At 62.9% G+C, this 26,480-nt stretch carries 25 protein-coding genes and 3 pseudogenes; 9 read left to right on the forward strand and 19 right to left on the reverse strand.

The genetic code is table 11. The features are described from left to right. Positions 1-73: 73 nt before the first annotated feature. Positions 74-535 (reverse strand): RT0821/Lpp0805 family surface protein, encoded by a 462-nt coding sequence (locus tag FJ938_RS22770; RefSeq protein WP_140611094.1) that lies wholly within the window; start codon positions 533-535, stop codon positions 74-76. A 40-nt stretch (positions 536-575) separates the two neighbouring features. On the opposite strand from FJ938_RS22770, the gene pdxH reads away from it, so the two are divergent. Continuing rightward, positions 576-1,193: a pyridoxamine 5'-phosphate oxidase gene (pdxH, locus tag FJ938_RS22775; RefSeq protein ID WP_140611092.1), complete on the forward strand. Its 618-nt coding sequence runs from the start codon at positions 576-578 to the stop codon at positions 1,191-1,193. A gap of 9 nt (positions 1,194-1,202) precedes the next feature. Here the strand turns inward: pdxH and FJ938_RS22780 are convergent, their stop codons facing one another. Continuing rightward, positions 1,203-1,955 (reverse strand): crotonase/enoyl-CoA hydratase family protein, encoded by a 753-nt coding sequence (locus tag FJ938_RS22780; protein ID WP_140611090.1) that lies wholly within the window; start codon positions 1,953-1,955, stop codon positions 1,203-1,205. Between the two features lie 27 nt (positions 1,956-1,982). Continuing rightward, positions 1,983-3,752 carry an acyl-CoA dehydrogenase family protein gene (locus FJ938_RS22785; RefSeq protein WP_140697648.1) on the reverse strand — a complete coding sequence of 590 codons (1,770 nt, stop codon included), beginning with the start codon at positions 3,750-3,752 and terminating at the stop codon, positions 1,983-1,985. A gap of 206 nt (positions 3,753-3,958) precedes the next feature. Between FJ938_RS22785 and FJ938_RS30080 the strand changes: the two are divergent. Next, positions 3,959-4,199: pseudogene (locus FJ938_RS30080) on the forward strand (hypothetical protein). Between the two features lie 58 nt (positions 4,200-4,257). On the opposite strand, the gene FJ938_RS22795 reads toward FJ938_RS30080, so the two are convergent. Further along, positions 4,258-5,364 carry an autotransporter domain-containing protein gene (locus FJ938_RS22795; protein WP_140697651.1) on the reverse strand — a complete coding sequence of 369 codons (1,107 nt, stop codon included), beginning with the start codon at positions 5,362-5,364 and terminating at the stop codon, positions 4,258-4,260. A gap of 420 nt (positions 5,365-5,784) precedes the next feature. Here FJ938_RS22795 and FJ938_RS22800 point away from each other — a divergent pair, with 420 nt between their 5' ends. Next, positions 5,785-7,227, forward strand: coding sequence for a caspase family protein (locus FJ938_RS22800; RefSeq protein WP_140697654.1), 1,443 nt, complete (start codon positions 5,785-5,787; stop codon positions 7,225-7,227). Positions 7,228-7,437: 210 nt separating this feature from the next. Then, entirely contained in the window at positions 7,438-8,571 is a 1,134-nt protein-coding gene (locus tag FJ938_RS22805; protein WP_181169164.1) for a glycoside hydrolase family 25 protein, read from the forward strand. A gap of 15 nt (positions 8,572-8,586) precedes the next feature. On the opposite strand, the gene purD is transcribed toward FJ938_RS22805, so the two are convergent. Both purD and FJ938_RS22815 read right to left on the reverse strand, forming a co-directional pair. After that, positions 8,587-9,864 carry a phosphoribosylamine--glycine ligase gene (gene purD / locus FJ938_RS22810; RefSeq protein WP_140697660.1) on the reverse strand — a complete coding sequence of 426 codons (1,278 nt, stop codon included), beginning with the start codon at positions 9,862-9,864 and terminating at the stop codon, positions 8,587-8,589. A 157-nt stretch (positions 9,865-10,021) separates the two neighbouring features. Further along, positions 10,022-10,189, reverse strand: a pseudogene (locus FJ938_RS22815) (phytanoyl-CoA dioxygenase); the annotation flags it as partial. A gap of 37 nt (positions 10,190-10,226) precedes the next feature. On the opposite strand from FJ938_RS22815, the gene ubiA reads away from it, so the two are divergent. Then, a complete protein-coding gene (gene ubiA / locus FJ938_RS22820; RefSeq protein WP_181165675.1) occupies positions 10,227-11,210 on the forward strand; it encodes a 4-hydroxybenzoate octaprenyltransferase in 984 nt (327 codons plus the stop codon). Positions 11,211-11,452: 242 nt separating this feature from the next. Here ubiA and FJ938_RS22825 read toward each other — a convergent pair whose 3' ends face one another. The 3 genes from FJ938_RS22825 to FJ938_RS22835 form a co-directional block, all read right to left on the reverse strand. Continuing rightward, the gene (locus tag FJ938_RS22825) at positions 11,453-12,019 is read right to left on the reverse strand and encodes a DUF6101 family protein (protein WP_140611076.1); all 567 of its coding nucleotides are present in this window, start codon (positions 12,017-12,019) and stop codon (positions 11,453-11,455) included. Positions 12,020-12,203: 184 nt separating this feature from the next. After that, positions 12,204-13,634: an FAD-binding oxidoreductase gene (locus FJ938_RS22830; RefSeq protein WP_140697663.1), complete on the reverse strand. Its 1,431-nt coding sequence runs from the start codon at positions 13,632-13,634 to the stop codon at positions 12,204-12,206. 9 nt (positions 13,635-13,643) lie between these two features. After that, the gene (locus FJ938_RS22835; protein WP_181169165.1) at positions 13,644-14,618 is read right to left on the reverse strand and encodes an L-threonylcarbamoyladenylate synthase; all 975 of its coding nucleotides are present in this window, start codon (positions 14,616-14,618) and stop codon (positions 13,644-13,646) included. Positions 14,619-14,696: 78 nt separating this feature from the next. On the opposite strand from FJ938_RS22835, the gene FJ938_RS22840 reads away from it, so the two are divergent. Continuing rightward, on the forward strand, positions 14,697-15,239 hold the full coding sequence (locus tag FJ938_RS22840; RefSeq protein WP_246673468.1) for a hypothetical protein: 543 nt from the start codon (positions 14,697-14,699) through the stop codon (positions 15,237-15,239). 126 nt (positions 15,240-15,365) lie between these two features. Further along, on the forward strand, positions 15,366-15,755 hold the full coding sequence (locus FJ938_RS22845; protein ID WP_140697672.1) for a hypothetical protein: 390 nt from the start codon (positions 15,366-15,368) through the stop codon (positions 15,753-15,755). A gap of 75 nt (positions 15,756-15,830) precedes the next feature. Here FJ938_RS22845 and FJ938_RS22850 read toward each other — a convergent pair whose 3' ends face one another. The 4 genes and pseudogenes from FJ938_RS22850 to FJ938_RS30445 form a co-directional block, all read right to left on the reverse strand. Further along, the gene (locus FJ938_RS22850) at positions 15,831-16,154 is read right to left on the reverse strand and encodes an ATPase (protein WP_140697674.1); all 324 of its coding nucleotides are present in this window, start codon (positions 16,152-16,154) and stop codon (positions 15,831-15,833) included. Positions 16,155-16,261: 107 nt separating this feature from the next. Beyond that, a complete protein-coding gene (glyS, locus tag FJ938_RS22855; RefSeq protein ID WP_140697677.1) occupies positions 16,262-18,571 on the reverse strand; it encodes a glycine--tRNA ligase subunit beta in 2,310 nt (769 codons plus the stop codon). Positions 18,572-18,767: 196 nt separating this feature from the next. After that, positions 18,768-18,884 (reverse strand): hypothetical protein, encoded by a 117-nt coding sequence (locus FJ938_RS30085; RefSeq protein WP_246673470.1) that lies wholly within the window; start codon positions 18,882-18,884, stop codon positions 18,768-18,770. 86 nt (positions 18,885-18,970) lie between these two features. Then, positions 18,971-19,390 (reverse strand): annotated as a pseudogene (locus FJ938_RS30445) (DUF559 domain-containing protein); the annotation flags it as partial. Here FJ938_RS30445 and FJ938_RS22865 point away from each other — a divergent pair. Then, a complete protein-coding gene (locus FJ938_RS22865; RefSeq protein WP_140697680.1) occupies positions 19,389-19,568 on the forward strand; it encodes a hypothetical protein in 180 nt (59 codons plus the stop codon). The pseudogene FJ938_RS30445 and the gene FJ938_RS22865 sit on opposite strands and share 2 nt — an antisense overlap. On the opposite strand, the gene FJ938_RS22870 is transcribed toward FJ938_RS22865, so the two are convergent. Beyond that, positions 19,565-20,545, reverse strand: coding sequence for a glycine--tRNA ligase subunit alpha (locus FJ938_RS22870; protein ID WP_181169166.1), 981 nt, complete (start codon positions 20,543-20,545; stop codon positions 19,565-19,567). The genes FJ938_RS22865 and FJ938_RS22870 overlap by 4 nt on opposite strands. A 257-nt stretch (positions 20,546-20,802) precedes the next feature. Between FJ938_RS22870 and FJ938_RS22875 the strand changes: the two genes are divergently transcribed. Beyond that, positions 20,803-21,264: a GNAT family N-acetyltransferase gene (locus FJ938_RS22875; protein WP_140611058.1), complete on the forward strand. Its 462-nt coding sequence runs from the start codon at positions 20,803-20,805 to the stop codon at positions 21,262-21,264. A gap of 76 nt (positions 21,265-21,340) precedes the next feature. On the opposite strand, the gene FJ938_RS22880 is transcribed toward FJ938_RS22875, so the two are convergent. From FJ938_RS22880 to FJ938_RS22900, 5 genes are all read right to left on the reverse strand, one after another. Next, the gene (locus FJ938_RS22880; protein WP_140697734.1) at positions 21,341-23,116 is read right to left on the reverse strand and encodes a tetratricopeptide repeat protein; all 1,776 of its coding nucleotides are present in this window, start codon (positions 23,114-23,116) and stop codon (positions 21,341-21,343) included. A 143-nt stretch (positions 23,117-23,259) separates the two neighbouring features. Continuing rightward, complete coding sequence (locus FJ938_RS22885; RefSeq protein ID WP_140697683.1) at positions 23,260-23,709, reverse strand: DUF1284 domain-containing protein; 450 nt, start codon at positions 23,707-23,709, stop codon at positions 23,260-23,262. Positions 23,710-23,747: 38 nt separating this feature from the next. Continuing rightward, complete coding sequence (locus FJ938_RS22890) at positions 23,748-24,341, reverse strand: biotin transporter BioY (RefSeq protein WP_140697685.1); 594 nt, start codon at positions 24,339-24,341, stop codon at positions 23,748-23,750. A gap of 190 nt (positions 24,342-24,531) precedes the next feature. Continuing rightward, positions 24,532-25,200: a GntR family transcriptional regulator gene (locus FJ938_RS22895; RefSeq protein WP_140611052.1), complete on the reverse strand. Its 669-nt coding sequence runs from the start codon at positions 25,198-25,200 to the stop codon at positions 24,532-24,534. Positions 25,201-25,303: 103 nt separating this feature from the next. After that, complete coding sequence (locus tag FJ938_RS22900) at positions 25,304-26,320, reverse strand: polyprenyl synthetase family protein (RefSeq protein WP_140697689.1); 1,017 nt, start codon at positions 26,318-26,320, stop codon at positions 25,304-25,306. Positions 26,321-26,480 lie beyond the last annotated feature (160 nt).

The raw sequence follows: 26,480 nt of genomic DNA on the forward strand, positions 1-26,480 counted from the left end.
CCATACTTGCCCCCTATATGCGCTCGCATAGGAAGAAATTCCAGTAGCGGACCGTCATATCAAAGGCGGAAAATCAGAGCGCCTTGAAGCCCTGCATGCGCCAGCCGCCGGCGCCGGCGAGGCAGAGTTCGCCCTCGAACATGGCAACGCCATCAAAGCTTTCGCGCGAAGCCTTGAAGCGACGGCAGGTCTGGCCCCTGTCCTTCAATTCCGCCAGCTCAATGATGGAGCCGCGCGACCCGGTGCCGGCATTCGCCCATGGCACGGCCTGGCCGCCGAGCTGTACGATGTCGGCGGAAGACACCGCATTGCCGATCGTCGTCTGGTCGGAGTCGCGATCCGAATCGGCCGGCTTGGCCAAAGTCGATGTGCCGCTGGTCAGGATCGAGCGGTCGACCTCGGCCTTCTCCAGGCTGAAGCCACCCGCGCCACAGCCGGCAAGCGGCAGGGCGATTGAGACGATCGCGGCTTTCGCGCTGGCCGAAGCGATAACGCCCCATTGCCTGCTGTCAAAAGCTTGCGCGATACGCGACAATCGGCAACCTCCCCGGCTTAGTGACAATTTGAGAAAAACTATGAGTGACACAGAGTTAACAACCAGTGACTTTACCGATGCGGCCGAGCCGTTTCGCCTCTTTGCCGCATGGCTGGAGGACGCCACGAAAAGCGAAGTCAACGATGCCAACGGCGTAGCGCTGGCAACCGTCGATACCGAGGGCATGCCGGATGTGCGGATGGTGCTGCTCAAGGGGTTCGATGAAAGCGGCTTTGTGTTCTACACGAATTTCGAAAGCGCCAAGGGCCAGGAAATTCTGGGCAGCATGAAGGCGGCGATGTGTTTCCATTGGAAATCGCTGCGCCGCCAGGTGCGCGTGCGCGGTCCGGTGGAGATCGTCACCGATGCCGAGGCCGACGCCTATTACGCGACGCGGCCGCGCGGCAGCCGCATCGGCGCCTGGGCCTCGAAACAGTCGCGGCCGCTGGAAAGCCGCTTCGCCTTGGAGAAAGCCGTCGCCGAATACACGGCCCGTTACGCCATCGGCGAGATCCCCCGCCCGAAGCACTGGTCGGGCTTCCGCATCGTGCCGAAGACCATCGAGTTCTGGCAGGACAAGCCGTTCAGGCTGCATGACCGGATGGTCTTTTCGCGCAACGCCAAGGGTGGTTGGGATAAGACGCGGCTTTATCCCTGAAAAGGGCCCTCAACCCTTCTTTCTGGTCATGAACGCGGTGAGCGCCTCGCGCGCCTCATCGGATTTCAGCCGCTCGCGAAAATGCGCGCTTTCCACGCCGATGCGGGCGACGAGGTCGTCGCGCGAGCCGCGCATCAGGTCACGCGCGATCTTCAGCGCCTGCGGCGGCTTGGCGGCGATCTGGCGAGCGGCAGCCAGGGCCGAGGCCTCCAGGGCGCTCTCCTCGACCACATCGTAGATCAACCCGGCAGCCTTCGCCCGCTCGGCCGAAAAACCCTCGCCGAGGCCGAGCAGGGCGAAAGCGCCTTGCTGCCCCAGGATGCGCGGCGCCAACAGGCTGGACCCAGCCTCGGGCACCAGGCCGAGATCGACGAAGGGCGTCCTGAACAGGGTGCGCGACGTGGCGAAGGTCAGGTCGCAATGCAGGTTGATCGTGGTGCCGATGCCAACCGCGATGCCGTCGACACCGGAAACGATGGGCTTCTCGACCCTGGCCAGCGCCATCAGGAAATCCCAGACTTCCGTGCCGCCGTCGCCGCCTGTGGCGACAATCATGAAATCGGCAAGGTCGTTGCCGGAAGAGAAAGCGCCGGGCACACCGAGAAAGACATGGACGCGGATCGCCGGATCGACGTCGCCTTCGGCAAGAGCCGCCGACATTTTCGCATACATGGCGCGCGTCAGCGCGTTCTTCTTGTCCGGGCGGTTCATGCGGATGATCTGGACGGCGCCCTGGCGCTCAACGAGGATATGGTCTGTCACGATGGTCCCTTCGAGCGTTGGAATGTTTCAGGTCGATATCAGCGACTTGCCGGCAGCGGCCAGGCTTTCGGCACCATTGATGACGCGCTCCTTCAAGGCGCGCGTTTCGCCAAGCAGGTTTTCGGCAAAGAAGCGGCAAAGGGCGATGCGGCCACGGTCGGCAAGCCCGCCTTGCGCCAGATAGGCGCCGCCGGCGGCGAATGAGATCAGCCTGAGATAGGGCGTGGCGCCGGCAAGCGCCGCGTCAGTTGAGCCGTTGGCCAACAGTTCCTGCAGGAAGCGCGTCGCCTCGTCGAGATCGGCAAGCGCCCGGTCGAGATTGTCCGCGGTGCGGCCAAAGCCCTCGATGTTGGAGGTGCGGACCGCATCGGCGACTGCTTTCAGCTCGCCGATGTAGAAATGCACATGTTCGCCCCCGCCGAGCGGCAGTTTTCGCGACACGAGGTCGATTGCCTGGATGCCGTTGGTGCCTTCGTAGATCGGCGCGATGCGCGCATCGCGATAGAGCGCTGCCGCGCCCGTCTCCTCGATGAAGCCCATGCCGCCATGCACCTGGACACCAAGCGAGGCGACCTCGACGCCGACATCGGTCGAAAAGGCTTTCGCAAGGGGCGTCAGTAGATTGGCGCGGTCGCGCCAGTTGGCGGCAGCCTCGCCCTCGGCGACGCGGGCGCGGTCGATGGCGTGCGCGCAGGAATAGCTGATGGCGCGCGCGACCTGGGTCAGCGCCCGCATCGTCAAGAGGTTGCGCTGCACGTCGGGGTGATGGACGATCGGCGCCATGCCGGACCCGGCATAATCTGATGCCTTGCCCTGGCGGCGCTCATTGGCATAGGCGATCGCCTTCTGGGTGGCGGCTTCCGCGACGGCTACCCCCTGCATGCCGACGGCCAGACGCGCATTGTTCATCATGGTGAACATGCAGGCCAGGCCCTTATTCTCTTCGCCGATCAGCCAGCCGATGGCGCCAGGTTTGGCGCCCTGGAAACCATCGCCATAGATCATGGTGCAGGTCGGCGAAGCATGGATGCCGAGCTTGTGCTCGAGGCCGGAACAGAAGACGTCGTTGCGGGCACCGAGCGAGCCATCCTCTTCGATCAGGAATTTCGGCACCAGGAACAGCGAGATGCCGCGCGTGCCGGCGGGAGCATCCGGCAACCGCGCCAGCACCAGATGGATGATGTTGTCGGTGAAGTCGTGCTCGCCATAGGTGATGAAGATCTTCTGGCCGAAGATGCGGTAGGTGCCGTCGCCGGCGGGCTCGGCGCGAGCGCGGAGCGCGTTGAGGTCCGAGCCGGCCTGCGGCTCGGTCAGGTTCATCGTGCCCATCCATTCGCCGGAGACGAGCTTTGCGAGATATTTCGCCTTGAGCTCTTCGGAAGCATGCTTGTCCAGCGCTTCGACGGCGCCCATGGTCAGCGTCGGGCCGATGCCAAAGGCCATGGCGGCGGAATTCCACATTTCGAGCGCGGCGACACCGAGCATGGTCGGCAGCGCCTGTCCGCCATATTCCTCAGGTCCGGACAGCGCGTTCCAGCCGCCGTCGATCCAACGGCGATAGAGTTCCTTCCAGCCCGGCGGCATCGTGACGGCAGCGTCCTTCAGCACGGCACCTTGTTCGTCGCCGATCTTGTAGAGGGGTGCCACCTCCTCGGTGGCGAAACGGCCGGCCTCGCCAAGAACGGCATCGACCAGATCCTCGCCGAGATCGCCGAACGTGCCGGCATCGAGCGCTGGCTTCATGCCGGCCACGTGCTTCAGCGTGAACGCGATGTCCTCGACCGGTGCCCGATACATGCCGCTCGATCCTCCTGATGCATCGGCCTCGCCGACCCTAGAGCCAGTACCGCCGCAAAACCATCCGCCTTTGGGCGGTCTCCCATCTTCTTTTTACGTAAACGTCAAACTTTGTCACGCGGATTTTGCAATCGCGCTGGCCTAAATTCCGTCGAAGCCGGATCAAGTCGACCGGCGAGACCAGAACCAGCCGACCGGAACATCTCATGCTCGCCAGACCCGACGCTTACCGCTGCATCGAATGCGGCCTGCCCTATCGCGCACCGGGTCTGGTACCATGAGGGCAGGCGGGAACATGGTGCGGCCTACGGGTCGGATCGCGGCATATTGTGCTCGCCGCAACGCTCGTTGGCCCACCACCACAAGCGCGCCGCCGAACGCACGCTGCAGCAGGAGCCCGCGTCCGACCCGATTGAATTTCCGCCGGGTCCGGCGCTAGCCAGATAATCGTCCGCCAAGCATCTTGCGTTGCCGGCCACGGAAATGACCATCCTGTCGTCTATGTTCAGAAGGCGATCTTTACGCCCAGCTTGCCACTGACGGTCGAGCTGTCTTGGGACCACTTGCCCCGAATCTCACTGCTGACGGTGGTCGATTGGGACATTTTCAGATTGAAGCCTGCCGACACCGCCGCCGAGAAGTCCGCATCTTCGAAGTTACTCTCGATACCGGACACGCTCGCGGTGTTTGAATAGCCGAAGCGCTGCTGCAGATCGGCTCGCGCGTAAGGGCTGATCACCATACCGTTTCCGAGTTGATAATCGGCATAAACTCCAGGTTCGAACTTGATTGCGCCAAAGGACAGGCGGCTTTTTCCGTACGAAACGCCAGAACTGTCCGTGTATTCGTCGCCGGTGAAACTAACACCAAGCAATCCACCACGCAGATCGAAGCGCACCCGATCGGTCAAGTTGAAGATGTGGCCGATCGACCCCGTTACGGCGTAGCCTTGTGTGTCATACGTGCCGGAGCCGAGGCCTGTACTTTCGACATCGGTGTTGCCGAGGAACGCCGATGCAGCCACAAGCATATAGCTGGTGCCGCGACGATAGAGCCCATAACCGCCGAACATACCGCTTCTGTTGGTGGCTTCGCCGTTAGGAGGAAAGAAACCGAGCGCATTGGCGTCTACCTTGGCCGATGCATAACCGCCAAACAGACCCAAGTTTAGTCCGTGCTCATTGTCGAAACCGAAATGCTTTGCAGCGTTGAAGTCCACGCTGACCGCAGCGGAAAATTCGTCAACGTCGAAGTCCGGTCCGGTGGTCACGATCGGTCCCCGTGAAATCGTGAAGCCGTCGTGCTCCGTGTGCGCCAACTGGCCGGAAGCGAAGACGCCGAACGGCGCCGACAGAGTTTGCGGGGGGCCGTTCGCAAGGCCGACATCTGACTCGATTGCGTTATCGACAACACCCAAAAGCGCATCCAGGGACGTGTCGACAACCGCGCCATTGGCTATGCCGTTGAGATAGCACTGCCCTGACAGAACAGTTCCCTCACCAACGAAAATGCAGGCGGCTGCCTTCGAAGGCAGGAGGACGAACATAGCACCGATCGAGAGCGCAATCGCGTTGACCGGGTCAAAATGCCATTTCCTTGCTATCATTGTCATTTCCCCTCTTTATTACAAGTAAGACAATAATAATCAGGGATGCAATTCGCCGACGATATTCAAAATATCCGTCCGGCTTCAGCGTGCGCGCTCAGCATACTGCGATCGCACTATGACGATTATGACAGGTTATGCCCTGGGAAGATATGGTTTCGCATCGAATCGGCTTCCGCATGCCGGCGCGGCTGGGGTGCTTGCCAAGCGAGACTTTTGAAGCACGTGTAAGACGATGGTTCGCGCCGCCCCGCTCGGCCGATCAAACGCGGTCGCGAGACCCTCGCCCTTTCTTTGAGGCGGTTTGTGGTGTAAAATTCAGTAGTCTTCGGAGATACGGGTTTCCGCCGTCCGAGGGGACGGCGCATCAGCCGGACGGACACTTCGACGGCGCGAACGTTGTCGCAGCTGAAACGAGCCCGTGACATGACCTACAGTTTCTTCCGGCACTTTGCTGCAGTTCTGCTGGTCGTGTTTTTCGGCTCGATGGGTGCCCAAGCCGCGGTCGAGGAAGTGCTTGCGTCAAAGCCAAGCCAGCGGCTTGCCATCGTCATTGGCAATTCGCATTACCGAAGCACCCGCCTTCAACATTTGACCAATGCGGTAAACGACGCCACACAACTCTCCGAAAGTCTGAAAAGGCTGAATTTCGACGTGCTGACGGGGCTCGATCTTTCGTCGGACGGGTTTGCCAAGCTCTTTGACAGGGCCGACAGCAAACTCGCAACCGCCAGCGCTGTGGTGATCTTCTATGCCGGTCACGGCGTTCAGTTGCAGGGAGAGAACTATCTCCTGCCTGTCGATACACCCGATCCCGAAACCCTGGAAAAACTGACCGCGGGCGCGATCAGGCTAAACGACGTGATCGCAAAATTTTCCAACCGGGAGAGGCAGACATTTATTTTTCTTGACGCTTGCCGGAACAACCCGGTCGGCAAAGGCGCCAGCGTCATGGATGGCCTTGCCCAGGTCGAAGTGGGCGAAAACACGTTTGTTGCCTTCGCGACCCAGCCAGGCAACATCACGGCCGATGGCTCGGGCGACAACAGCCCCTTTACCACAGCCCTGTTGAGGAATGTGGAGATTCCCGGGCTCAGCATCTCGGATATGATGATCCGCGTTCGCAACGAGACCGAGGCACTCACCGCAGGTCGTCAGGTTCCATGGGACCAGTCGAACCTTCGTGAGCAGTTCTATTTCACCGAGCAACAAGAGCTCGACCCGGCTCAGTTGAGCGCCAGCCTGTCTCGCATTCTCTCGGATCCGGCCGCCAAGAAAAAACTGCAGGTCGAGCTTGCTTCCAACGACCTACAGACCGCCGTGCTTATCGTGGGACAAACATTGCGATCGGCCGAAATTTCAGTCCCGCCCGGCGCTTCGCCGGAACCGGCAGGTACGCAGCTTGCCAGCCTTGAAGGAGCCCGGCAAAGCGTGGTTTCCGGTCTTGAAACGTTGATCGTCGGCACATCGGCAGGTGAGCCGGGCCCTGCGAAAGCGACCGACCTCGCACGCAACATCCAGACGGAATTGCGCCGCTTGGGCTGCTATCGCATGACAGCCGATGGGGACTGGGGCAAGCAGTCGGTCCAAGCTCTCAACAATTACTACAGGAACACCAAGCGGGCCGCGTCGGCGACCGAGCCAACGGTTGAACTTCTGGGCGATCTCTTCTTGCACTCCGGCCGTGTCTGCAAAGATCCGGTCATCGTGAAGGTCAAGCCGGCGAAGGTCGCGTCGGACGCCGCTCCGCTGCGCAAAAAGGGAGCGGCGAGCCGAAAGACCTCCACGCCCTCGCGTTCGCCATCGTCGCGTCCCGCCGCCCCCCCTCCCGACATCAGTGGCGGAATTGGTATTGGCGGTGTGTTCTAATCTGGCACGGGGTGTTCCCAGCATCGAGAAGCATTCCTTAACCATGACGGTTCAGGATTTGCCTTTGATCAACGGGGATTCCCTGTTTTGAAATTGCCAAGGCGTTTCCATCGCCGTTCAAAGAGCGCTGTGCCAACGCTCGTCAAACCCTTTTTCCCTGGGCATGCCGCTTCTCTAAAACCTCTGTATATTTTCTGGCGACACGCACTGATGCCTCTGGCTTTCGCGGCGACCGTGGCGCTGTCGATGGCGGCCAAGGCCTCGGACTTCTCCGAGCCGTGGAAGAACGCCGACCGCGCGCTGGTCGTCGACGCCTACGAATACAATTCCATCGACTGGGCACAACTTGCCACCGACAAGCGCATCGTCGCCTTCATCAACAAGGCTTCCGACGGCATGCCGCCGCCCTATTTCTGCTCCGGCGGCGATACCGAGGTGAAGCTGTGCAAAGCGTTGTGGAAACGCCACGCGGTGACACGCGAACTGTTCCAGACGCGCAGGGTCGTCGCCAAGGCGCTCGGACTGAAATGGGGTGCCTATCACCTCGCCCGCCCCGGCAATCCGGTCGAGCAGGCCAACAATTTCCTCGATTTCGCCGATCCTGCGCCCGACGATCTCATGGCTCTCGACCTCGAAGGCAACGATCCCTCGCAATGGATGTCGCTCGACGATGCCGAGGAATTCGTGCGCCAGGTGCATCGGCGCGTTGGACGATTCCCGGTGCTCTACACCAACGGCAAGACCGCCCAGTTCATCGCCGACAACCGCTACAAATACCGGCTCCTGTCGCGGCTGCCGCTCTGGTACGCGCGCTACAAGCCTGACATCGACGTGCATTTTCCGATGGGCAACTGGCGGGGCTACGCGCTCTGGCAGTTCTCGGCGCAGGCCAATTGCGGCCGCTTCCGTTGCCCCTACAGAGTTGCCGGCACGCCCGACGACATCGACGTCAACGTCGTGCCGACGGATGCCGTCACATTGCGCCAGCAGTGGCCCTTCGGCGGGCTGATCGACGTGCCGTCCGACTATCTTGCCAGCGTACCGGTGCCGCTCTCGAGGGAAGCGGCGTTGGCCGGCAAGGCCACCATCATTTATGCCGATGTGGCGACGCCGCCGACATTGGAGGAAATGGTCGCGGTGCTCGGCTCGCGCTGGTCAAAATTCCGCGACGGGTTCCGCATGCCTGTCGTGAAGACGGTGCCGCGACGGCCAGGCTTCGGCATCGTCGAATATGTCGCCTGGAAGCGGATCGGACAGCGCTCACCCGCGCAATTAGACGCCGCGTTTGCCGCCGCCGACCCGGTCAGCACCGCTTCGACCGAGCTCACTCACGGCCAGCAGTAAGCTGTCATCTGGACGTCAACCCGCCCGCTCGCGCGCCACCGCCTGCCAGCCGATGTCGCGGCGGCAGAATCCGTCCGGCCAGTCGATCCGGTCGAGCGCGGCATAGGCTCGCGTCTGCGCCTCACCGACCGTGGCGCCGGTCGCCGTGACATTGAGGACGCGGCCGCCATTGGCAACCAGCGCACCGCCGTTGATGGCCGTACCGGCATGGAATATCTGGACACCTTCGCCCGCGGCGTCCTCGACACCGCGGATGACGGAGCCTTTTTCCGGCGTGCCGGGATAGCCTCTCGCCGCCATCACCACGGTGAGCGCCGCCTCGTCGCGCCAGCGCACCGACATATGCGCAAGCTGGCCGTCGGTCGCGGCGTTGAGCAGCACCAGCAGATCGTCCTTCAGCCGCATCATCAGCACCTGGCATTCCGGATCGCCGAAGCGGGTGTTGTATTCGATCAGCTTCGGCCCGTTATCCGTGATCATCAGGCCGGCGAAGAGAATGCCGGTGAAGGGCGCGCCGAGTTCCGCCATGCCGCGCATGGTCGGCTCGATGATTTCGCGCATGGTGCGCTCCACCATCTCCGGCGTCATCACCGGGGCCGGCGAATAGGCGCCCATGCCGCCGGTGTTAGGACCGACGTCGCCATCGCCGACGCGCTTGTGATCCTGCGCGCTGCCGAAGGGCAACGCAGTGGTGCCGTCGCAAAGGCAGAAGAAGCTCGCTTCCTCGCCGGTCATGAATTCCTCGATCACCACCTCGGCGCCGGCTGCGCCGAAGGAACCCTCGAAACAGGCATCGAGGGCCGCCCGCGCCTCGTCCAGCGTCATGGCGACAGTGACCCCCTTGCCGGCGGCCAGCCCGTCGGCCTTGATGACGATCGGCGCGCCAGTCTTTTCGACATAGGACTTGGCGGAGGCGAGATCGCTGAAACGGCCATAGGAGGCGGTCGGGATGTTATATCGGGCGCAGAGATCCTTGGTAAAACCCTTCGAGCCTTCCAGCCGTGCGGCGGCCTTCGAAGGCCCGAAGACGCGGATATTTTCGGCGCGCAGATCGTCCGCGATGCCGGCGACAAGCGGCCCTTCCGGCCCGACCACGACAAGGTCGATGTTCTTGTCCTTGCAGAAAGCGGCAATGGCGGCGTGGTCCGCAATGTCCAGCTTCACCAGTTCGGCCTCACTGCCGATGCCCGGATTGCCGGGGGCCGCATAGAGCTTGGCCAGCAGAGGCGACGCGGCAATCTTCCAGGCGAGCGCATGTTCGCGGCCGCCGGAGCCGAGAAGAAGAACGTTCATGGCCACCTCTTGATACCGACTGTTCCAAGAGAACCCGCTATTGCTCTCTGGACGACGGGTCAAGACATCCGGGCGCTTTGCCGGGATTTGCGCACGGGAACGTTACCCCCGCCGACAACCGGTGGCGGGCAACGCCGCCGATCTTCTGGCGCTCGCTTCAGCCGGGAAAGACGACCGGAAACCAGTCCTCGCGCAGTTTTTGGCCTGGCTGCATGCCGTGGCCATAATAGGGCGGCGACATGCGGCCCGGCCGCTCGACATAATGGGCATCGTCGCCGACCCAGCGCAGCGACAGCGCCCGGCGCCGTGCCGCGGTCAGGTTGCCGCTTGACGGTTTCCGCGGCTGCTGCCACTCCATGGACATGGAACCTATCCAGTCGAAAGCGGCCCAGGGCCGTGTCGCCGATGCACCGAACGGCCATTGGGTCTACCGGGTGCTGCCGCGCCAAGTTTGGCCCTATGCGCAGCTTGCGCGATGGGACAGGCCGATCGGCTGGCAGCTGCTCTTATGGCCGTGCTGGTGGTCGGCGGCGCTGGCGGCCAGCGCCTATCCGCGGCCTGGCGACCCGCTGCTCTCGCTGCTGCCCGCGCCATTGTATCTCGTGCTGTTCCTGGTCGGCGCCATCGCGATGCGCGGCGCTGGCTGCACCTATAACGACATCGTCGACGAGGGTATCGACAACCAGGTCGAACGCACCCGTTCGCGCCCGTTACCATCGGGCCAGACCACCCGCCGGCGGGCCTGGCTGTTTCTCGTGCTGCAGGCCCTGGTCGGCCTTGCCGTGCTCGTCCAGTTCAACAGCTTCGCCATCCTGCTCGGCGTCTGTTCGTTGGCCATCGTCGCCGTCTATCCATTCATGAAGCGGATAACCAACTGGCCGCAATTGTTTCTCGGCCTTGCCTTTTCCTGGGGCGCGCTGATGGGATGGGCGGTCGAGTTCGGCGATCTCGATGGACCCGCCATCATGCTCTATATCGGCTCGATCCTGTGGGTGATCGGCTACGACACGATCTATGCGCACCAGGACAAGGAAGACGACGCCATTGTCGGCGTGCGCTCGACGGCGCGGTTGTTCGGCGACAACACCAAAGCGTGGCTGGCGGGGCTCTACGGCGGCACGCTGATCTGCTTCGCCGTCGCCTTCGCGTCGGCGCAGGCACCGGTGGTGGCGCTGGCCGGGCTGATCGCCGCCGGCGCCCATATGGCCCGGCAGATCGCGGTCCTGGACATCAACGATCCGGACCAGTGCCTGCGGCTGTTCCGGTCCAACAACCAGGTCGGCTGGCTGATCTTCCTCGGCCTGATCGGCGGCGCGCTATGGGTGGCGCTCAAGCCGCTGGTCTAGCGGCTTCTGACTTCTCCCCGTCACTATACGGGGAGAAGGTGGCGGCAGCCGGATGAGGGGCAGCGCCAACCTTGGAGCAAAATGAATTTAGCAGCGATATAGGGCGTCCGTCAGATCAGGTTTTGAGGTGGACAACGCCAAGTCAGCGCCGCCCCTCATCGCCCTGCCGGGCACTTCTCCCCGTATAGTGACGGGGAGAAGGAGGCTGTCATTGATGGTTTCGCCAACTGTGCAAGGCGAAGTTACTCCCGAGAAATGATCTCCTGGCCGTCGATGACCAGCCTGAGGCCAAGGTCGCCAGCCCTGCGGCGGGCGAGGAAGCGCGGGCGGCGCGTGTTGGAAACGCGACCCTTGCGGCGATCCTGCGGCGGCAGCGTCTTGATGGCGGCGCCGAGCGATTCTTCCAGGGTGCGGGCCACGCCGTCCGATTCAATCAAGAGCATCGGCAGGCGGTAGGCATCGGCCCAGGCGCGCCAGTCGGCCGCGACATCGTCGAGGTCGTCGGCCACCAGCAGCGGCACCGACAACATCGGATCGTTGTGCAGGAGTTCAAGGGTCACCGTGACATTGCCATCCGGATCCTCCATCGCGCGGGCGGCCACGCCGCGGAACGCGTTGGCAGGCAGAGCGATGATCGCCGGCACGCCGCTCATCTCGAGCATGCGGCGGATCACGGCGCCACGATGGTCGATGGTGAACGTCACGTCGCCATAGTCATCGCGCGTCGCGTAGCTGACCACCTGCGGCAGTCGGAATGGGTCGAGGCGCATGTTGCGTCCCGCCCAGACTGGCTTCAGTCCAGTGTTCATAGAGTGCCTTCCTGTCTGTCTCCTGAGAGCCGGTGTCCGGTTCTCTCCGGGCCAGTTTTCCCGGCCTCGTTATGGGGAAACAGTAGCGTGGGCTCCTTACCGCCGCGCTTAAGAAAGTCGGTTAAATTTTGCTGATCTCAGGGATGGTTATCGGAATGCCACCGACCACAAGATGTTGAAAGGATCAGATAACCTTACCGGGATTCATGATGCCGACCGGATCGAAGGCCGCCTTTACCCGGCGCATCAGATCGATCGCCACCGGCGGTGCGGTGGCGATCAGTTCGTCGCGCTTCAACTGGCCGATGCCGTGCTCGGCCGAGATCGAACCGTGCAGGCTGCGCACGACGTCATGCACCGCCTTGTTCATGGGATGGTAGAGGGCGAGAAACGCCTCGTCGTCGCCGTCGACGGGCCGCGAGATGTTATAGTGCAGGTTGCCGTCGCCCATATGCCCGAAGCAGACCACGCGGGCACCGGCACTCACCGACGCCACCGCGCCGGCGGCCTCCTCGATGAAGCGCGGGATGGACGCGATCGGCACGGAGATGTCGTGCTTGATCGAGGCGCCTTCCGGCTTCTGCGCTTCAGGCAGCAGCTCGCGGAAATTCCAGAAGGCGTCGCCTTGCCCAAGGCTCGCCGCGATGACGGCATCACCGACGAAGTCCTGATCGAGGCCCGCCGAGAGCACATCCTCGATCAACGCCCGCGCATCTTCCGGCGAGCGGCCCGATGAAATCTGCATCAGCACATACCATGGCCAATCCTCCATCAGCGGCCGCGTCACACCCTGTGCATGCGCCAGCGTGAAGTCGTATGGCCGCTTGCCGATCAGTTCGAAAGCGGTGAGCGCGGCCCCGGCGCGGTCCATGGCCAGGCTGAACAGGGAAAGCGCTGCTTGCGGCGACGACAGGCCGACGAACGCGACCTCGCGTCCCTTCGGCTTGGGAAACAGTTTAAGCACGGCGGCGGTGATGACACCGAGCGTGCCTTCGGCGCCGACGAACAGGTTCTTCAGGTCGTAGCCGGTGTTGTCCTTCTTGAGCTTGCGCAAATCGTCGAACACCTCGCCGGTCGGCAGCACCACCTCGACGCCGAGGCAGAGTTCGCGCGCATTGCCATAGGCAAGCACGCCGGTGCCGCCGGCGTTGGAAGAGAGGTTGCCGCCGATCTGGCAGGAGCCCTGCGCGGCTAGCGACAGCGGAAACAGCCTGTCGGCGGCATCCGCCGCCTCCTGCAATGTCTGCAGGATGACACCGGCCTCGACCGTCACGGTGTTGGACAGGACATCGATCTCGCGGATGCGGTTCAACCGCGATAGCGACAGGATGACCTCGCGGCCGGAGCTGTCCGGCACCTGGGCGCCGACCAGCCCGGTGTTGCCGCTTTGCGGCACGATGGGCGTTCCTGTCTCGGTCGCCAGCCGCATGATCCGGCTGACCTCGTCGACGCTGCCCGGCCGCAGCACAAGCGCCGTCGCGCCATGCCAGAGCCCGCGCCGCTCGATGAGATAAGGCGCGATGTCCTGCTGGTCGCGCAGCGCATATTTGGCACCGACGATCGCCGCGAAGCGATCGATGAGAGCGGGATCAAGTGTCTTTGCGGTTTCGGTCATGTGGGAAAATTATGGTGTGGGCTCTGTGTTGTCACGAGGGGCGGCGGCACGAGACAGCCGGTCGTTGATGGCTTCACCGAGCCCATCGGAGGGCACCTTCTCGACCGCGATGATGCGTGCGCCGCTGCGGTCGAGGTCCTGCATGTAGGCGAAAAGATTGCTCGCTGCTTCGCGCAGGTCAGCCGTTTCGGAGAGGTTTCGGAATGCGGCGGCATGGTGCCAGCCTTCAGCCCGTTGGCGACCGAAAGCAAGCAACGCTTCGTCCTTGCCAACTTTGCCGGCATTGAGCCTAACAGCCGCACCCGGCGCATAGTGCGAGGCAAGCATGCCCGGTGCCTCGACGCCGGCCGCACCACCACGCAACAGCTCCATGCCGATCTCCGTCTCGATCTCCCCGGCGGCAATGCCGCCGGGACGAAGTAGTCGCAATCTCCCGTCTTCGGGCTTGAGGATGGTCGATTCCAACCCCACTGGCGTCGCGCCACCATCGACCACCAGCTTGATGCGCGCGCCGAGGTCCGCCGCCACTGCTTGCGCAGTCGTGGCGCTGATCTTGCCGGATGAATTGGCGCTGGGTGCGGCGAGCGGCCGGCCGAGTTTTGCGATGAGATCGCCGCCAAAGCCCCTCGGCATGCGCAAGGCGATCGTATCGAGCCCGGCCGTGACCAGCGGATGAATGCCATTGCCAGGCCGCTGCGGCAGCACCAGGGTCAGCGGGCCCGGCCAGAAGGCAAACGCCAATTTCCTGGACAGCGGATCGAATACGGCGATGCGCTCGGCCATCGCCATGTCGGCGACATGGGCGATCAGCGGATTGAAACGCGGCCGCCCCTTGGCCTCGAAGATGCGCGCCACGCCGATGCCATTGGTGGCGTCGCCGGCGAGCCCGTAGACGGTTTCGGTCGGGATGGCGACGACATCGCCGCCCTGAAGCAAAGCCAGCGCCCGCTCCAACGCTTCGCCGGCGGCAAGTATTTCAGCCACTCTCGTCACCTCACAGTTGAGGGGTGCGTAGTACGATGGCGGGTGTTGGGCAAGCCGGCTGTCAGGCAAGAATGGGTCTTGGCGAATTATCAATCCCTAAAATGCTATGTTTCCACGAAAGCCGGCATCAATCCCGGCGCGCTATCATCGCGGCTACTGGGGCAAAGGGAGCGATCCATCGTGTCTATGCGTATCCTGCTGGGGATCACCCTGGCGGCGTTGAGCTGCGAGTCTCAGGCCTCCTCACTGGTTTTTCCCGGCGCGCCGACTTCGACGCCGTCCATCCTTACCCTGAAGGCGACCGACACCAAGGCGAGCGATGTGGTGTCCGTCGTTGCGCTCGGCGAGCCCGACGTCACCTATGAGAAGGTGGCCGCGATTCCCAACGAGCCCGAAGCGCCGCACGGTTTCAAGCAAAGTCCGATGATCATTCGTGGCGGGGTCGTCGGCAGCGCGTTCTCGACGCCCGCACAGGGCAAGGCACCGGCTGCGGCCACTCCTGCGCCCACGCCTGCCAAGGCAACCGCCTCGGCCGCTCCGGCGTCGGGCACGCAGAAGAAGCCAATCGCACCGGCGGCCGCACCGACGCCACCCGCCTCGGGGGTCGGCAAGGTCAAGTAGCCGCCAGCGGCCAGCGGACGTGCCAAGACGTTGACAGCTTGATGACGCTTCGGCGCCCGCTGCCGACTGCGCTTTGGCCAGGCGGGTCTGGCGGGCGGGATTTCTTCGTTTCAAAGGGGGTTGATCATGAGAAAGTCCAGAACCATCAACGCGGCGGGGCTTTTGTTCGCGTCATTTCTGAGCGCCGGCGCGGCCCATGCGGATGAGATGCTCGGATCCTATGTGGCGCGTATTTCCGATCGCGATCATCAGGCAAGCGACGGCTATGCATTGGACAACGCGGCGCAGATGGTGCGGCAGGACCGCGCCAACTGGCACAAATTCCATCGTCGCGACAGCGGCGATGAGAGTGACGCCTGGTTCAGGACCAACGATCAACGCGCGGATCTGCAGCGCATGCTGGAGCGTCCCGGCGCGATGAGTTCCTCGACCAAGCGCGCCATCGTCGATGGCGAACCGCTGGTCCAGGTCGACGTCTACGAAAACAGCGTGCGCGTCAGCATCCTGGAAAACTGATCAAACCAGCGTTTGGGAGACAAAAGGACGACGCCGATGCGCCGCCCTTTCTTCCCGACAGGCCGTACTGGAATCTCAGGCGGCTTCTTCCTTGTCGTCGTCTTCCGACTCGCCGTCTTCGGATTCTTCTTCGCTCTCGTCGTCGCCGCCTTCGGGCTTCACCGCGCCCTCGGTGTCGTCTTCGTCCTCGTCCTCTTCTTCGTCGTCACCCGACGGTGTGGCGGCTTCGGCGTCGTCAGACTCTTCGTCGTCGCCATCTTCCTCGTCGCTGTCCTCGTCAGAATGATCGGCGGCTTCGATCGCAGCGGCGTCGGCGCGATCGCTTTCGGAAGCGGATTCAAGCGCCTCGGCGGGAGCCGAGGTTTCTTCTGTCACTTCGATGTCGTGATCGGAATTCATGGAAGCCTCCGTTGGGTTGGGAACATGTCCCTTTTGCCATGGAGAGATCATCGTCATATGACTGTAAGCCGGCTCGAACGGCCGGCCGGAAGATATTTTCCGGGCTCTTAACCAGCGATTTTCGAGAAATCCGCGACTTTGCCGGTGGCCTCGCGGATGCGAGCGAGCAGCGCCAGGCGGTTGGCGCGCACCGCCTGATCCTCATCATTCACGAGAACATGCTCGAAGAATGAATCAACGGGTTCGCGTAACGCGCTAAGCGCCAGCATGGCAGCCGAAAAATCTTCATTTTGAATCGCTTCGCCGGCTTGCTTCTCAGCTTGATTCACCGCCGCAAACAGCGATTTCTCGGCCTCTTCCCTGAACAGTGCCGGCTCAACGGTTTCGGCTACGAGCGTTTTCTTCTTCTCCTCGGCGGCCAGGATGTTGGCCGCACGCTTGGTGCCGGCGAGCAGATTCCTGCCGTCCTCGCTGTCGAGGAACGAACCCAACGCTTCGACGCGGCGGACGATCTGCAGGAGGTCGTCGGACTGCGGGGTGATCACCGCGTCGATGAGGTCGTGGCGGGCGCCCTGGTCGCGAAGATAAACCGTCAGGCGATCGTGGAAGAAGGCGAGGAGGTCGCTTATCTGATCCGCCCCACTTCCTGAATAACGTGCGCCAGCGCTCGCGAAAAGGGAAGCCAGCCGCAATTGAATTCGGTTTTCGACCAAAATCCTGACCACGCCCAGTGCAGCGCGACGCAAGGCATAGGGGTCCTTCGACCCCGTCGGCTTTTCATCGATGGCCCAGAAGCCGACCAACGTATCCAGCTTGTCGGCCAGCGCGACAGCCACCGACACCGGATCGCTCGGCACATAATCAGACGGGCCTTGCGGCTTGTAATGTTCCTCGATGGCGGCAGCCACGGATGGATGCTCGCCTTGTAGCAGCGCGTATTTGCGGCCCATGGCGCCCTGCAGTTCGGGGAATTCGCCAACCACTTCGGTGGTGAGATCGGCTTTGGCCAGGACGGCAGCGCGGCGTGCGAGCGCGGACATCTCCACCCTCGAGGGCGAGATGTCGCCGAAGGCGACAGAGGAGGTCGGTCCGACGGGGAGCGACGCCTTATCGCCGACAGAGGACGCAGGCGCTTCATGCGAAGCGACCCCCTCTGGCCTGCCGGCCATCTCCCCCTCAAGGGGGGAGATCAACTTCGCCACCATCGGCGCCAGTTCTTCCGCCAGCCGCATGATGCGTCCCACCCGTTCGCCCTGCGTGCCGAGCTTGGCGTGGAAGGTGACGCCGAGATGGTCGAGCCGGGCCATGCGCTGGTCGAGCGGTTTTTTCAGGTCGAGGCCGAACTTCTTCGCCGATGCGTCGAGCTCGCCGAGATCAGGCAGATCGCCCTGGTCGGTCGTCCAGAAATAGAGCGCGTCCGAGAGACGGGCGCGCACCACCTTGCCGTTACCGTGGGCAATCTCCTTGCCACCGTCCTTGGCCTCGATGTTGGCGGTGAGGATGAAGCGGTTGGATAGCGCATCGCCGGCGCCTTGCGGCCGCGTCACAAAGCATTTCTGGTTGGCGCGGATAGTCAGCCGGATCACCTCGGCCGGAATGGCCAGGAAAGCCTCCTCGAACTCGCCCATCAGCACGACAGGCCATTCGACCAGCCCGGACACCTCTTCAAGCAAGCCTTCGTCCTCGACAAGGTCGAGCCCGTTGGCGAAGGCAAGATTGCGGGCGTCGGCGAGGATGATCTCCTTGCGCCGGTCGGCATCGAGAACGACCTTCGCGGCTTCCAGCTTGCTCACATAGTCATCGAAGCGACGCACGGTGATTTGGCCCGGCGCGAGGAAGCGATGGCCGTAGGTCACGTTGCCGGAGCGGATGCCGTCGATCTCGAAATCGACCACGACCGGTTCCTCGGTCTCCGGGCCGAAGGAGCACAGGATGGATTGCAGCGGCCGCACCCAGCGCAGCGAACCCGGCTTGGCCGAGGCCGGCCCCCAGCGCATCGATTTCGGCCAGGGGAAATTGCGGATGATACCCGGCACCAGTTCGGCGATGATTTCTTCGGCCGCCCTGCCCGGCTTCGAAATGTGGGCGACATAGAAATCGCCCTTCTTCGGATCGGAATGGACATGCGCCTCGGCGATCGAAGCCAGCCCCGCCTTGCGCAGGAATCCCTGCACCGCCTGTTCAGGCGCCGTGGTCGACGGCCCCTTGATCTCCTCTTGAATATCTTTCGAGCGCGCGGTGAGGCCACGGATGTCGAGGGTCAGCCGCCGCGGCGTCCAATACTCGCGCGCCGCCTCATAGATCAGGCCCGCCTCGACCAGCCCGTCGGTCAGCATCTTCCTGAGATCCCCTGCCGCCTTGCGCTGCATGCGGGCCGGGATTTCCTCGGAACGAAGTTCGAGCAAAAGATCCGGCATCACAGTCTCTCCACCCGCATGCCGTTTTCCTGTTTGCGCATCCTCGCGCCTTCGGCGCTGCGGGCGCGCGGCTGGGCCGGGATTTCCTCGGAACGAAGTTCTAGAAGCAGGTCGGGCATCGGGGTGGCTCCTCACCCTCCCCTTGATGGGGAGGGTCGGCGCGTTAGCGCCGGGGTGGGGTGGCGGCGTCTCAGCCTCAAGCGCCTTCGGCGTCTCGCGGGCCAAGGTGTGATTTTCGTTCTTCCACCGCCGCATAAATCGTATCGAGCACGGAATCCAGTTCGTTTTTGATTTCGTGGTTCCAGAAGCGGATGACGCGATAACCCTGACTCTCGAACCATTTGTTCGATGCTCGTCATGGCGCTGCTGATCATCGAAGCTGTGGTGGGCGCCGTCCACTTCGACGATCAGCTTTAGCCGGTGTGAGATGAAATCGGGGAAGTAGATACCGACCGACGCCTGTCTGCGGAAATGGGTGCCTTCGACTGGAATGCGCCATAGATGTCGCCACAGGATGCGTTCCTCGTCGGTCATTGCCGCACGAAGCCGTTGAGCGGAACGCAGCTTGAACCGATCGAGTTTTGGCATGGGAAATCGCGCTGTCACCCCCACCCGCCGCTTCGCGGCGACCTCCCCCATCCAGGGGGAGGTAAAGAGCGCATAGCAACTCGGCTGCCCGCTATCACCCTTTCCAGAAATTTTGCCCGCACTGTCGGAGCAAGGTGGTTCGACCCGTCCTTGGATCAAAGATTTCCATGAACCGAACGCAGCGCTGAAGCGACCCACGCTCAGGCAGGAAACTATTGGCTGAACGACCATGAAAACGGCATCCAGACTTCTGCAGATCCTCGCGCTCAGCGCCTGTTTCGGCGCGCAGGTCCATGGCGCTTTCTCGATGCCGGGCGTGCGGCAAGCATTGCGGACGATCGACAGCGCAAGCGGTCAGAACGTGGCGCCGATCAGGATCTCCGCCGTATTCCCGAAAGCAGTTGGCTAAGCCGCCAACCCACCTGCCTGCGTCTTCAAAAATGCCTCGCCGCAGGCCTTCGCCAGGTTGCGCACCCGCAGGATGTAGCTCTGCCGCTCGGTGACCGAGATCACGCCACGCGCATCGAGCAGGTTGAAGACGTGGCTGGCCTTGATGCACTGGTCGTAGGCGGGGAAGACCATCCTGTGCATCGGCAGATTGTCGTTCGAAGCCGGGGCGCCGGCATCGAGCAGCGCCTTGCACTCGGCCTCGGCATCCTCGAAGTGCCTGAGCAGCATCGCCGTATTGGCGTATTCGAAATTGTGGCGCGAATATTCCTGCTCGGCTTGCAGGAAGACGTCGCCATACGTCACCTTGTCGGCGCCTTCACGGCCGTTGAAGTTGAGATCGTAGACATTGTCTACACCCTGCACATACATGGCCAGGCGCTCGAGCCCGTAGGTCAGTTCGCCCGCCACCGGCGCACATTCGATGCCGCAGACCTGCTGGAAATAGGTGAACTGCGACACTTCCATGCCGTCGCACCAGCATTCCCAGCCGAGCCCCCAGGCGCCCAGTGTCGGGCTTTCCCAGTCGTCTTCGACGAAGCGGATGTCGTGCAGCAGCGGGTCAACGCCGATCGCCGCCAGCGAGCCGAGATAGAGTTCCTGCAGGTTCGGCGGGTTCGGCTTCAGGATCACCTGATACTGATAATAATGCTGCAGCCGGTTCGGGTTCTCGCCATAGCGGCCATCCTTGGGACGGCGCGAGGGCTGGACATAGGCGGCGTTCCAGCGCCGGGGGCCAAGCGCGCGCAGCGTCGTTGCCGGATGAAACGTGCCAGCGCCCACTTCCATGTCGTAAGGCTGGAGGATGACGCAACCATAGGCGGCCCAGTAGTTGTGCAGGGTCAGGATCAGCCCCTGGAACGAACGGCTGGGGTGCATGTGGGCGGGGATTTCAATGGTCACGGTGGCCTCGACAGCAACGGCTAGAGCCTGTTCCATCCCGACGCAATCGGGACGGGCTCTATCTATTTGTTCGAGCATGATCTTTCCCAAAAACCGGTACCCACTTTTTGGGATCATGCTCTTGCCGGCCCGTCCTAGAGACATGGCGGCGAAGCGTCAAGCAAGGCGTTTCGGATGCAGGCCGGCGTGAGTGTACCGCATGATAGTGAAGGTTTTGCAGGGGACTGGCCCATTGCCGGCTCGGAGAGCCTGAGGTCTGTTCGATCCCTCACAACAGCGACACAGGTTCAGCCATGCCCAGTTCCATCATCGTCCGCCCCGTCACACGGCGGGATTTCGACCGATGGCTGCCGCTGTGGGATGGCTACAATGCCTTTTATGGCCGCTCGGCCGAGACGGCGCTGGCAAGCGAGATCACGGCGATGACATGGTCGCGCTTCTTCGATGCCTATGAGCCGGTCCATGCCCTGGTTGCCGAAAGCGACGGACGGCTTCTCGGCCTCGTGCACTATCTCCTCCACCGCAGCACGACGGCGATCGCGCCGAACTGTTATCTGCAAGACCTTTTCACCTCGAAAGCCTCGCGTGGAAAGGGCATCGGCCGCGCCCTGATCGAAGGCGTCTATGAGCGCGCCCAAGCCGCCGGTTCGGGCCGGGTATACTGGCTTACGCAAGAAACCAACAACACGGCAATGAAGCTCTATGACAAGGTCGGCGAACGGTCCGGCTTTGTTGTCTATCGCAAGCTGTTCTGAGACAGCAGCGTATCGACACCTTTCCAGACGAAAACGGGGCCCTGAAAAGAGCCCCGTCCGCATTCAAAAGACGATCTCAGCCCTTCGGGGCGGGCACCGGCTCGGGCTTGACCTTCGGGGTTTCCTGCGCCGTGTTGGACTCGATCGGCGGCAAGCCCTTCATCAATTTCTGCTGCAGGGCGGCCAGCACATCGGGATCGGGCTTCAGGGCGCGGGCCTGGTTCCACTGGAAGGTGGCCTCCAGCTTGCGGCCGACGCGCCAGTAGGCGTCACCGAGATGGTCGTTCAGCACCGGATCTTCCGGTTTCAGCGATACGGCGCGCTCCATCTCGCGCACCGCGTCATCGAACCTGCCGAGCCGGAAATAAGCCCAGCCCAGCGAATCCACGATATAACCGTCGCTCGGCCTGAGATCGACGGCCTTCTGGATCATCGCCAGGCCTTCCTTCAGGTTCGTATTCATGTCGACCCAGGAATAGCCGAGATAGTTGAGCACCTGCGGCTGATCCGGCTGCAACTCCAGCGCCTTGCGGAAATTCGGCTCGGCCTTCGGCCATTCCTTCAGGCGCTCATAGGCGATGCCGCGCTGGTAGAAGATGTTCCAGTTGGCCGCCGTCGGCGTCTTCAGCACCTCGACAGCCTTGTCGTAGAGATTGGCGGCCGAGCGGAAATCATCCTTCGAGGAATAGACCCCGCCAAGCGCCAGATAGGCGCGCATGTCGGTGGGATGGGCATCGACGAATGCCTTGAGATGCGTGATCGCCTCGTCATGGCGGCCGAGATCGGCAAGGTTGAGGCCGAGTTGCAGGTCCGAAAGCTCCTTCAGCGGCGAAGAATCGGGGATCCGCCGATAAAGCGCGATGGCGCCCTCGCCGTCCTTCAATTGCTCGGCGACCGCGGCAAGCTGCACAAGCGCCGCATCGCTGTCGGGCTTCAAGGCGAGAGCATATTGCAGGTAGAGACGAACGAACGGCTCGCCGCCGCCACGATTGAGCGCGGTGGCGAGATCGAGCAGGATCTCGGAGGCACCGTCGGACGGGCCGGAAACGAAGGGCGCAATCTTGTCGCCCTTGGCAATCCTGTCACGCAAGGCGACGATTTCCAGCTTGCCCGGCGAAAACGCCTCGGCCTGGTTGAGCACCGAGATCGCCTTGGCCTTGTCGCCCTTGCGGGCCAGGAACGAGGCATAGGCCTGCGCATTGCGCATCCAGGTTTCGGGAGCCGCACCGCCGGCGGCGGTATCCTGCAACGTCGCGGTATAGATCGCCTCGGCCTTTTCGGGCATGTTGGAGGCGTCGGCGATCAGTGCGCGGTGGAAGGACTTGAACAGGCCGAACCAGTCCGGTCCCTGCAGCTTGTCGATCGATGCCATCGCGTCGGCGGTCTCACCGGCGCCTTGCTGCGCCCAACCGGACATAACGCCTGAAATCAGCCGGTCCAGATCGGATTCCAGCGATAGCTTGAGCCAGTACTGCGCTTTGGTGAAATCCTTCTTGTGGAAGGAATCGACGGCCAGCGCCAGGCGCGAGAAGCGCTCGACATCGGGCACTTCCTTGAGCTTGTCGGCATAGACCAGGGATTCGTCGAAGCGTCCTTGCGCGACCAGCGACAGCATCAGGCTTTGCTGCAGGCCGGTGTCGCCCGGGTTAAAGGCCAGAGCCTGCTTGTAGTAGGCGATGGCGCTATCGAGGTCGTTGTCGCCTTCGGCGATCCTGGCAGCCAGATAGGCGCCGGAGAACGACGAGATCTTGACCGGTTCAGTGGATTGCTTGGCATAGGCCGGCAAAGCCGAAATCGCCATGCCGGTCACAATTGCCAGCCTTGTCAGCCAGCGCGCACGTCCTTGCTGCATCATATCCCTTTCAGCCAGGCGCCATCTCCGCGTCAGCGGGATCGACGTAGACTCGATCTTTCCAGGCAAAGCATGGCCTTTTTGGGGTCGCGCTTCAATCCACATGAAATTCACAATCGGGTCACCCGATTAACAAACCATGGCTAGAAGGGACAATCTTGCGCGTCAACGGGCCGCTGCAGCCGCGTATCGGGATAACCGCCGGCGGCGATGGTGCCGCACAGCCCGCTCCATTCGCAGCCGCCGCACGCCGTGCGCACGAGGCCGGTCGAAAATGCCTGCCGCATCCGTATCAGCATGGTGGCATCGAGATCGAGGCGGATGCCGGCATGGATTGACCGGGCCAGCAGTTCCTCCACGTCCTGCGCGGCCAGCTGGTCGCGTGCGGCCGCGCTGTCGCCCAGGCAGTGCGGTTCAGGCTCGTCAAGCAATGGAGCGCAGATATCGTCTGGACCGGAAACGAGGAGGATGTCCTCGCCCCAGTTCAGGCGCTCCGCGATCCCGTCGTAATTGGCGGTGAAGGCGGGGCTGTATCCCTTGCCTACATAGGTGAGCAGGCAAAGGAGGTGATGGGCGCGCAGCCTGATTGTCATGGCCTGATCGTCATGGCCCGATCTTCATGGCCCGATCTTCACGGATTGACCGGCTTCGCCTTGCCGCCGCGAAGCGCCATGAGCGTCGCCGCACCGAGCGCCGACTTCAACAACCCGCCGACGATGAACGGCAGGAAGCCGAAAGTGATGGCCTTCCCGGCACCGATCATGACGGCAAGCCAGGCCGTGCCGAGCGCAAGGCAGACAAGGTTGCCGAGCAGCATGGCGGCGAAGGCAAGCACCACCCTATTGCCGTTCCAGCCACGCTCGGCCAGCCAGCCGACCAGCGCGCCGGTGACCGGGAACGCGAAGAGATAGCCGCCGGTCGGCCCGACGAAATGCTGCAAACCGGCAGCGCCTCCGGCCAGGACGGGAAAGCCGGCCGCGCCTTCGACCAGCCATGCCGCTATGGTGAGCGCGCCAAGCCGCCAGCCATAGAGCGCGCCGATGAGCGTCACGGCGAAGGTCTGCATGGTCACGGGGACAGGCACCATCGGCACCTCGATGTAGGAGGACAGCGCCAGGAACAGCGTGCCGAGCACCACGGCGCCGGCCTGCCAGCCAAGGGAGCGGTCCTGGAGCCGGAGTGGGCTGAAGAATGGCTTACGGGACGTGAATGCGATGTCTGTCATGGGGATTCCTTCGACCGATGGAAATTATAGATAATTTCGACTTTTGATCTATTGTCGAATCCACATTTCTCCGGAGATAGCAAGCCTCTCCACGGCAAAGACTGTCTGAAGCACGTCACGACGCGCTTCAGGTCCTTGTTTTATGGATGTCGCTCGGCCAAAAACCGAGGCCCCTTGCGGGCGACATGCATCAACCCACGATCGCGAAAGCTTCGCGCGTCGCTCCCGAGGCCGTCCTGACCGGCTTGCGGCCAATCCATTGGACATGCCGCCCCAGCGTCGCAGCGGCCGATTCGGTGTTTCCCTGCCGCAAGGCGGTCAGTATTGCCCGGTGGTCCTGGTCGGTGCGCGTCTCCCACTCCGATCGCCATGCCGCGAACAGGAAGCGGGCGCTCGCGGCGTGCAGGTCGTCGATGGTGGCGAGCAGCCGCGGCATGGCGCATGGCGCCAGGATCAGCCGATGAAAGGCGCGGTTGGCTTCCTCCCATGACCTGACGTCGCGGGATTTGTCACCGGCCTTGGTGGCTTCCTCGGCGAGATCGAGAATGGCCGACGTCAGATGCGGCGCGGCATGGCGCAGCGCCAGCACTTCGAGTGCTGCCCGCATTTCAGCGACCTCCTTGACCTCGCCGAGATCAAAGGCGGCGACGCGCACCCCGCGGCGCGGCTCGCTGACGGCGAGCCCCTGCGCCTCCAGGCGGCGAAAGGCCTCGCGTACCGGAACATGGCTGGTGTGGAATTCCTCGGCGACATGATCCTGGCGCAGCCGGGCACCAGGCTCGATCGCGCCCGAGATGATGCGGTCCGCGAGCGCCTTGCTGATGCGCACCGCTATGGTGTCGTCCGTGCCCTTTGCCATGTTTTATAGATAATTTGCGACATGGCAGCTTGTCGAGACGGCGAGACCGTTGTTGCCGACATTCTCCCAACACAATGCCGGGGAAACTCCGGAGAAACGCCGCTCAGTTCACCCGGCTGATGCAGAAATCGATGACGTCGATCAGCGCCGATTTCTGCGGCGTCTCTTCCAGCGGCGCCAGCGCGTCGCGGGCGATCTCGCCGAAATGGCGGGCGCGCCCGATCGTATCGGCGATGGCGCCGTGTCGGGTCATCAGGCCGATCGCCTTTTCCAGGCCGGCGTCATCGACGACATTGTCCTCGATGGCGCGTTTCCAGAAGGTGCGCTCGGCCTTGGTGCCGCGCCGGTAGGCGAGAATGACCGGCAAGGTCACCTTGCCCTCGCGGAAATCGTCGCCGACATTCTTGCCCAGGTCCTTGCTGGTGCCGCCATAGTCCAGCGCGTCGTCGATGAGCTGGAAGGCGAGCCCGAGATTCATGCCGTAGGAGCGAAGTGCGGCGCGATCATTGCGGGTCGCCAGGGCAATGACCGGTCCAACCTCGGCAGCGGCCGAAAACAGCGCGGCGGTCTTGGCCTTGATCACGGCGAAGTGCTCGTCCTCGGTCGTCTCTAGATTCTTGGCCGCCGCCAACTGCATGACCTCGCCCTCGGCTATGATCGAGGCGGCGCTCGACAGGATGTCGAGCGCTTCGAGCGAGCCGACATCGACCATCATGCGGAAGGCCTGGCCGAGCAGGAAGTCGCCGACCAGAACGCTCGCCTGGTTACCCCAGATCATGCGGGCGGTCTTCTTGCCGCGCCGCATGCCGCTCTCGTCGACGACGTCGTCGTGCAGAAGCGTGGCCGTGTGCATGAACTCGACCGAGGTGGCGAGCTTGACGTGGCCTTCGCCGGCATAGCCGAACATCTGCGCGGCGGCCAGCGTCAGCATCGGCCGCAGCCGCTTGCCGCCGGACGAGATCAGGTGGTTGGCGACCTCCGGGATCATCTCGACGTCGGAGCCGGCCTTGGACAGGATCAATTCGTTGACGCGCCCCATATCGCCCGCCGTTAGATCGATCAGATCCTTGATGGAGGCGGGTTCCCGCTTCCCATTTTCCATGTTGAGAACGACACCCACGACAACTCTCCCGCCTTGGTATAACGCGTGCGACGGCACCCTTGGTTCCAGTGTGACTCTAGGGCGGCGGACATGGCCACGGCAAGTGGCGAATTGGCGCGGCGGCGATGACAGCGTGTCAACCGGTACCGCAGGGCGCGAGGCTCTGCCGAGGATGCGA

The organism is Mesorhizobium sp. B2-4-14 (genome assembly GCF_006442155.1).
GTDB lineage: Bacteria > Pseudomonadota > Alphaproteobacteria > Rhizobiales > Rhizobiaceae > Mesorhizobium.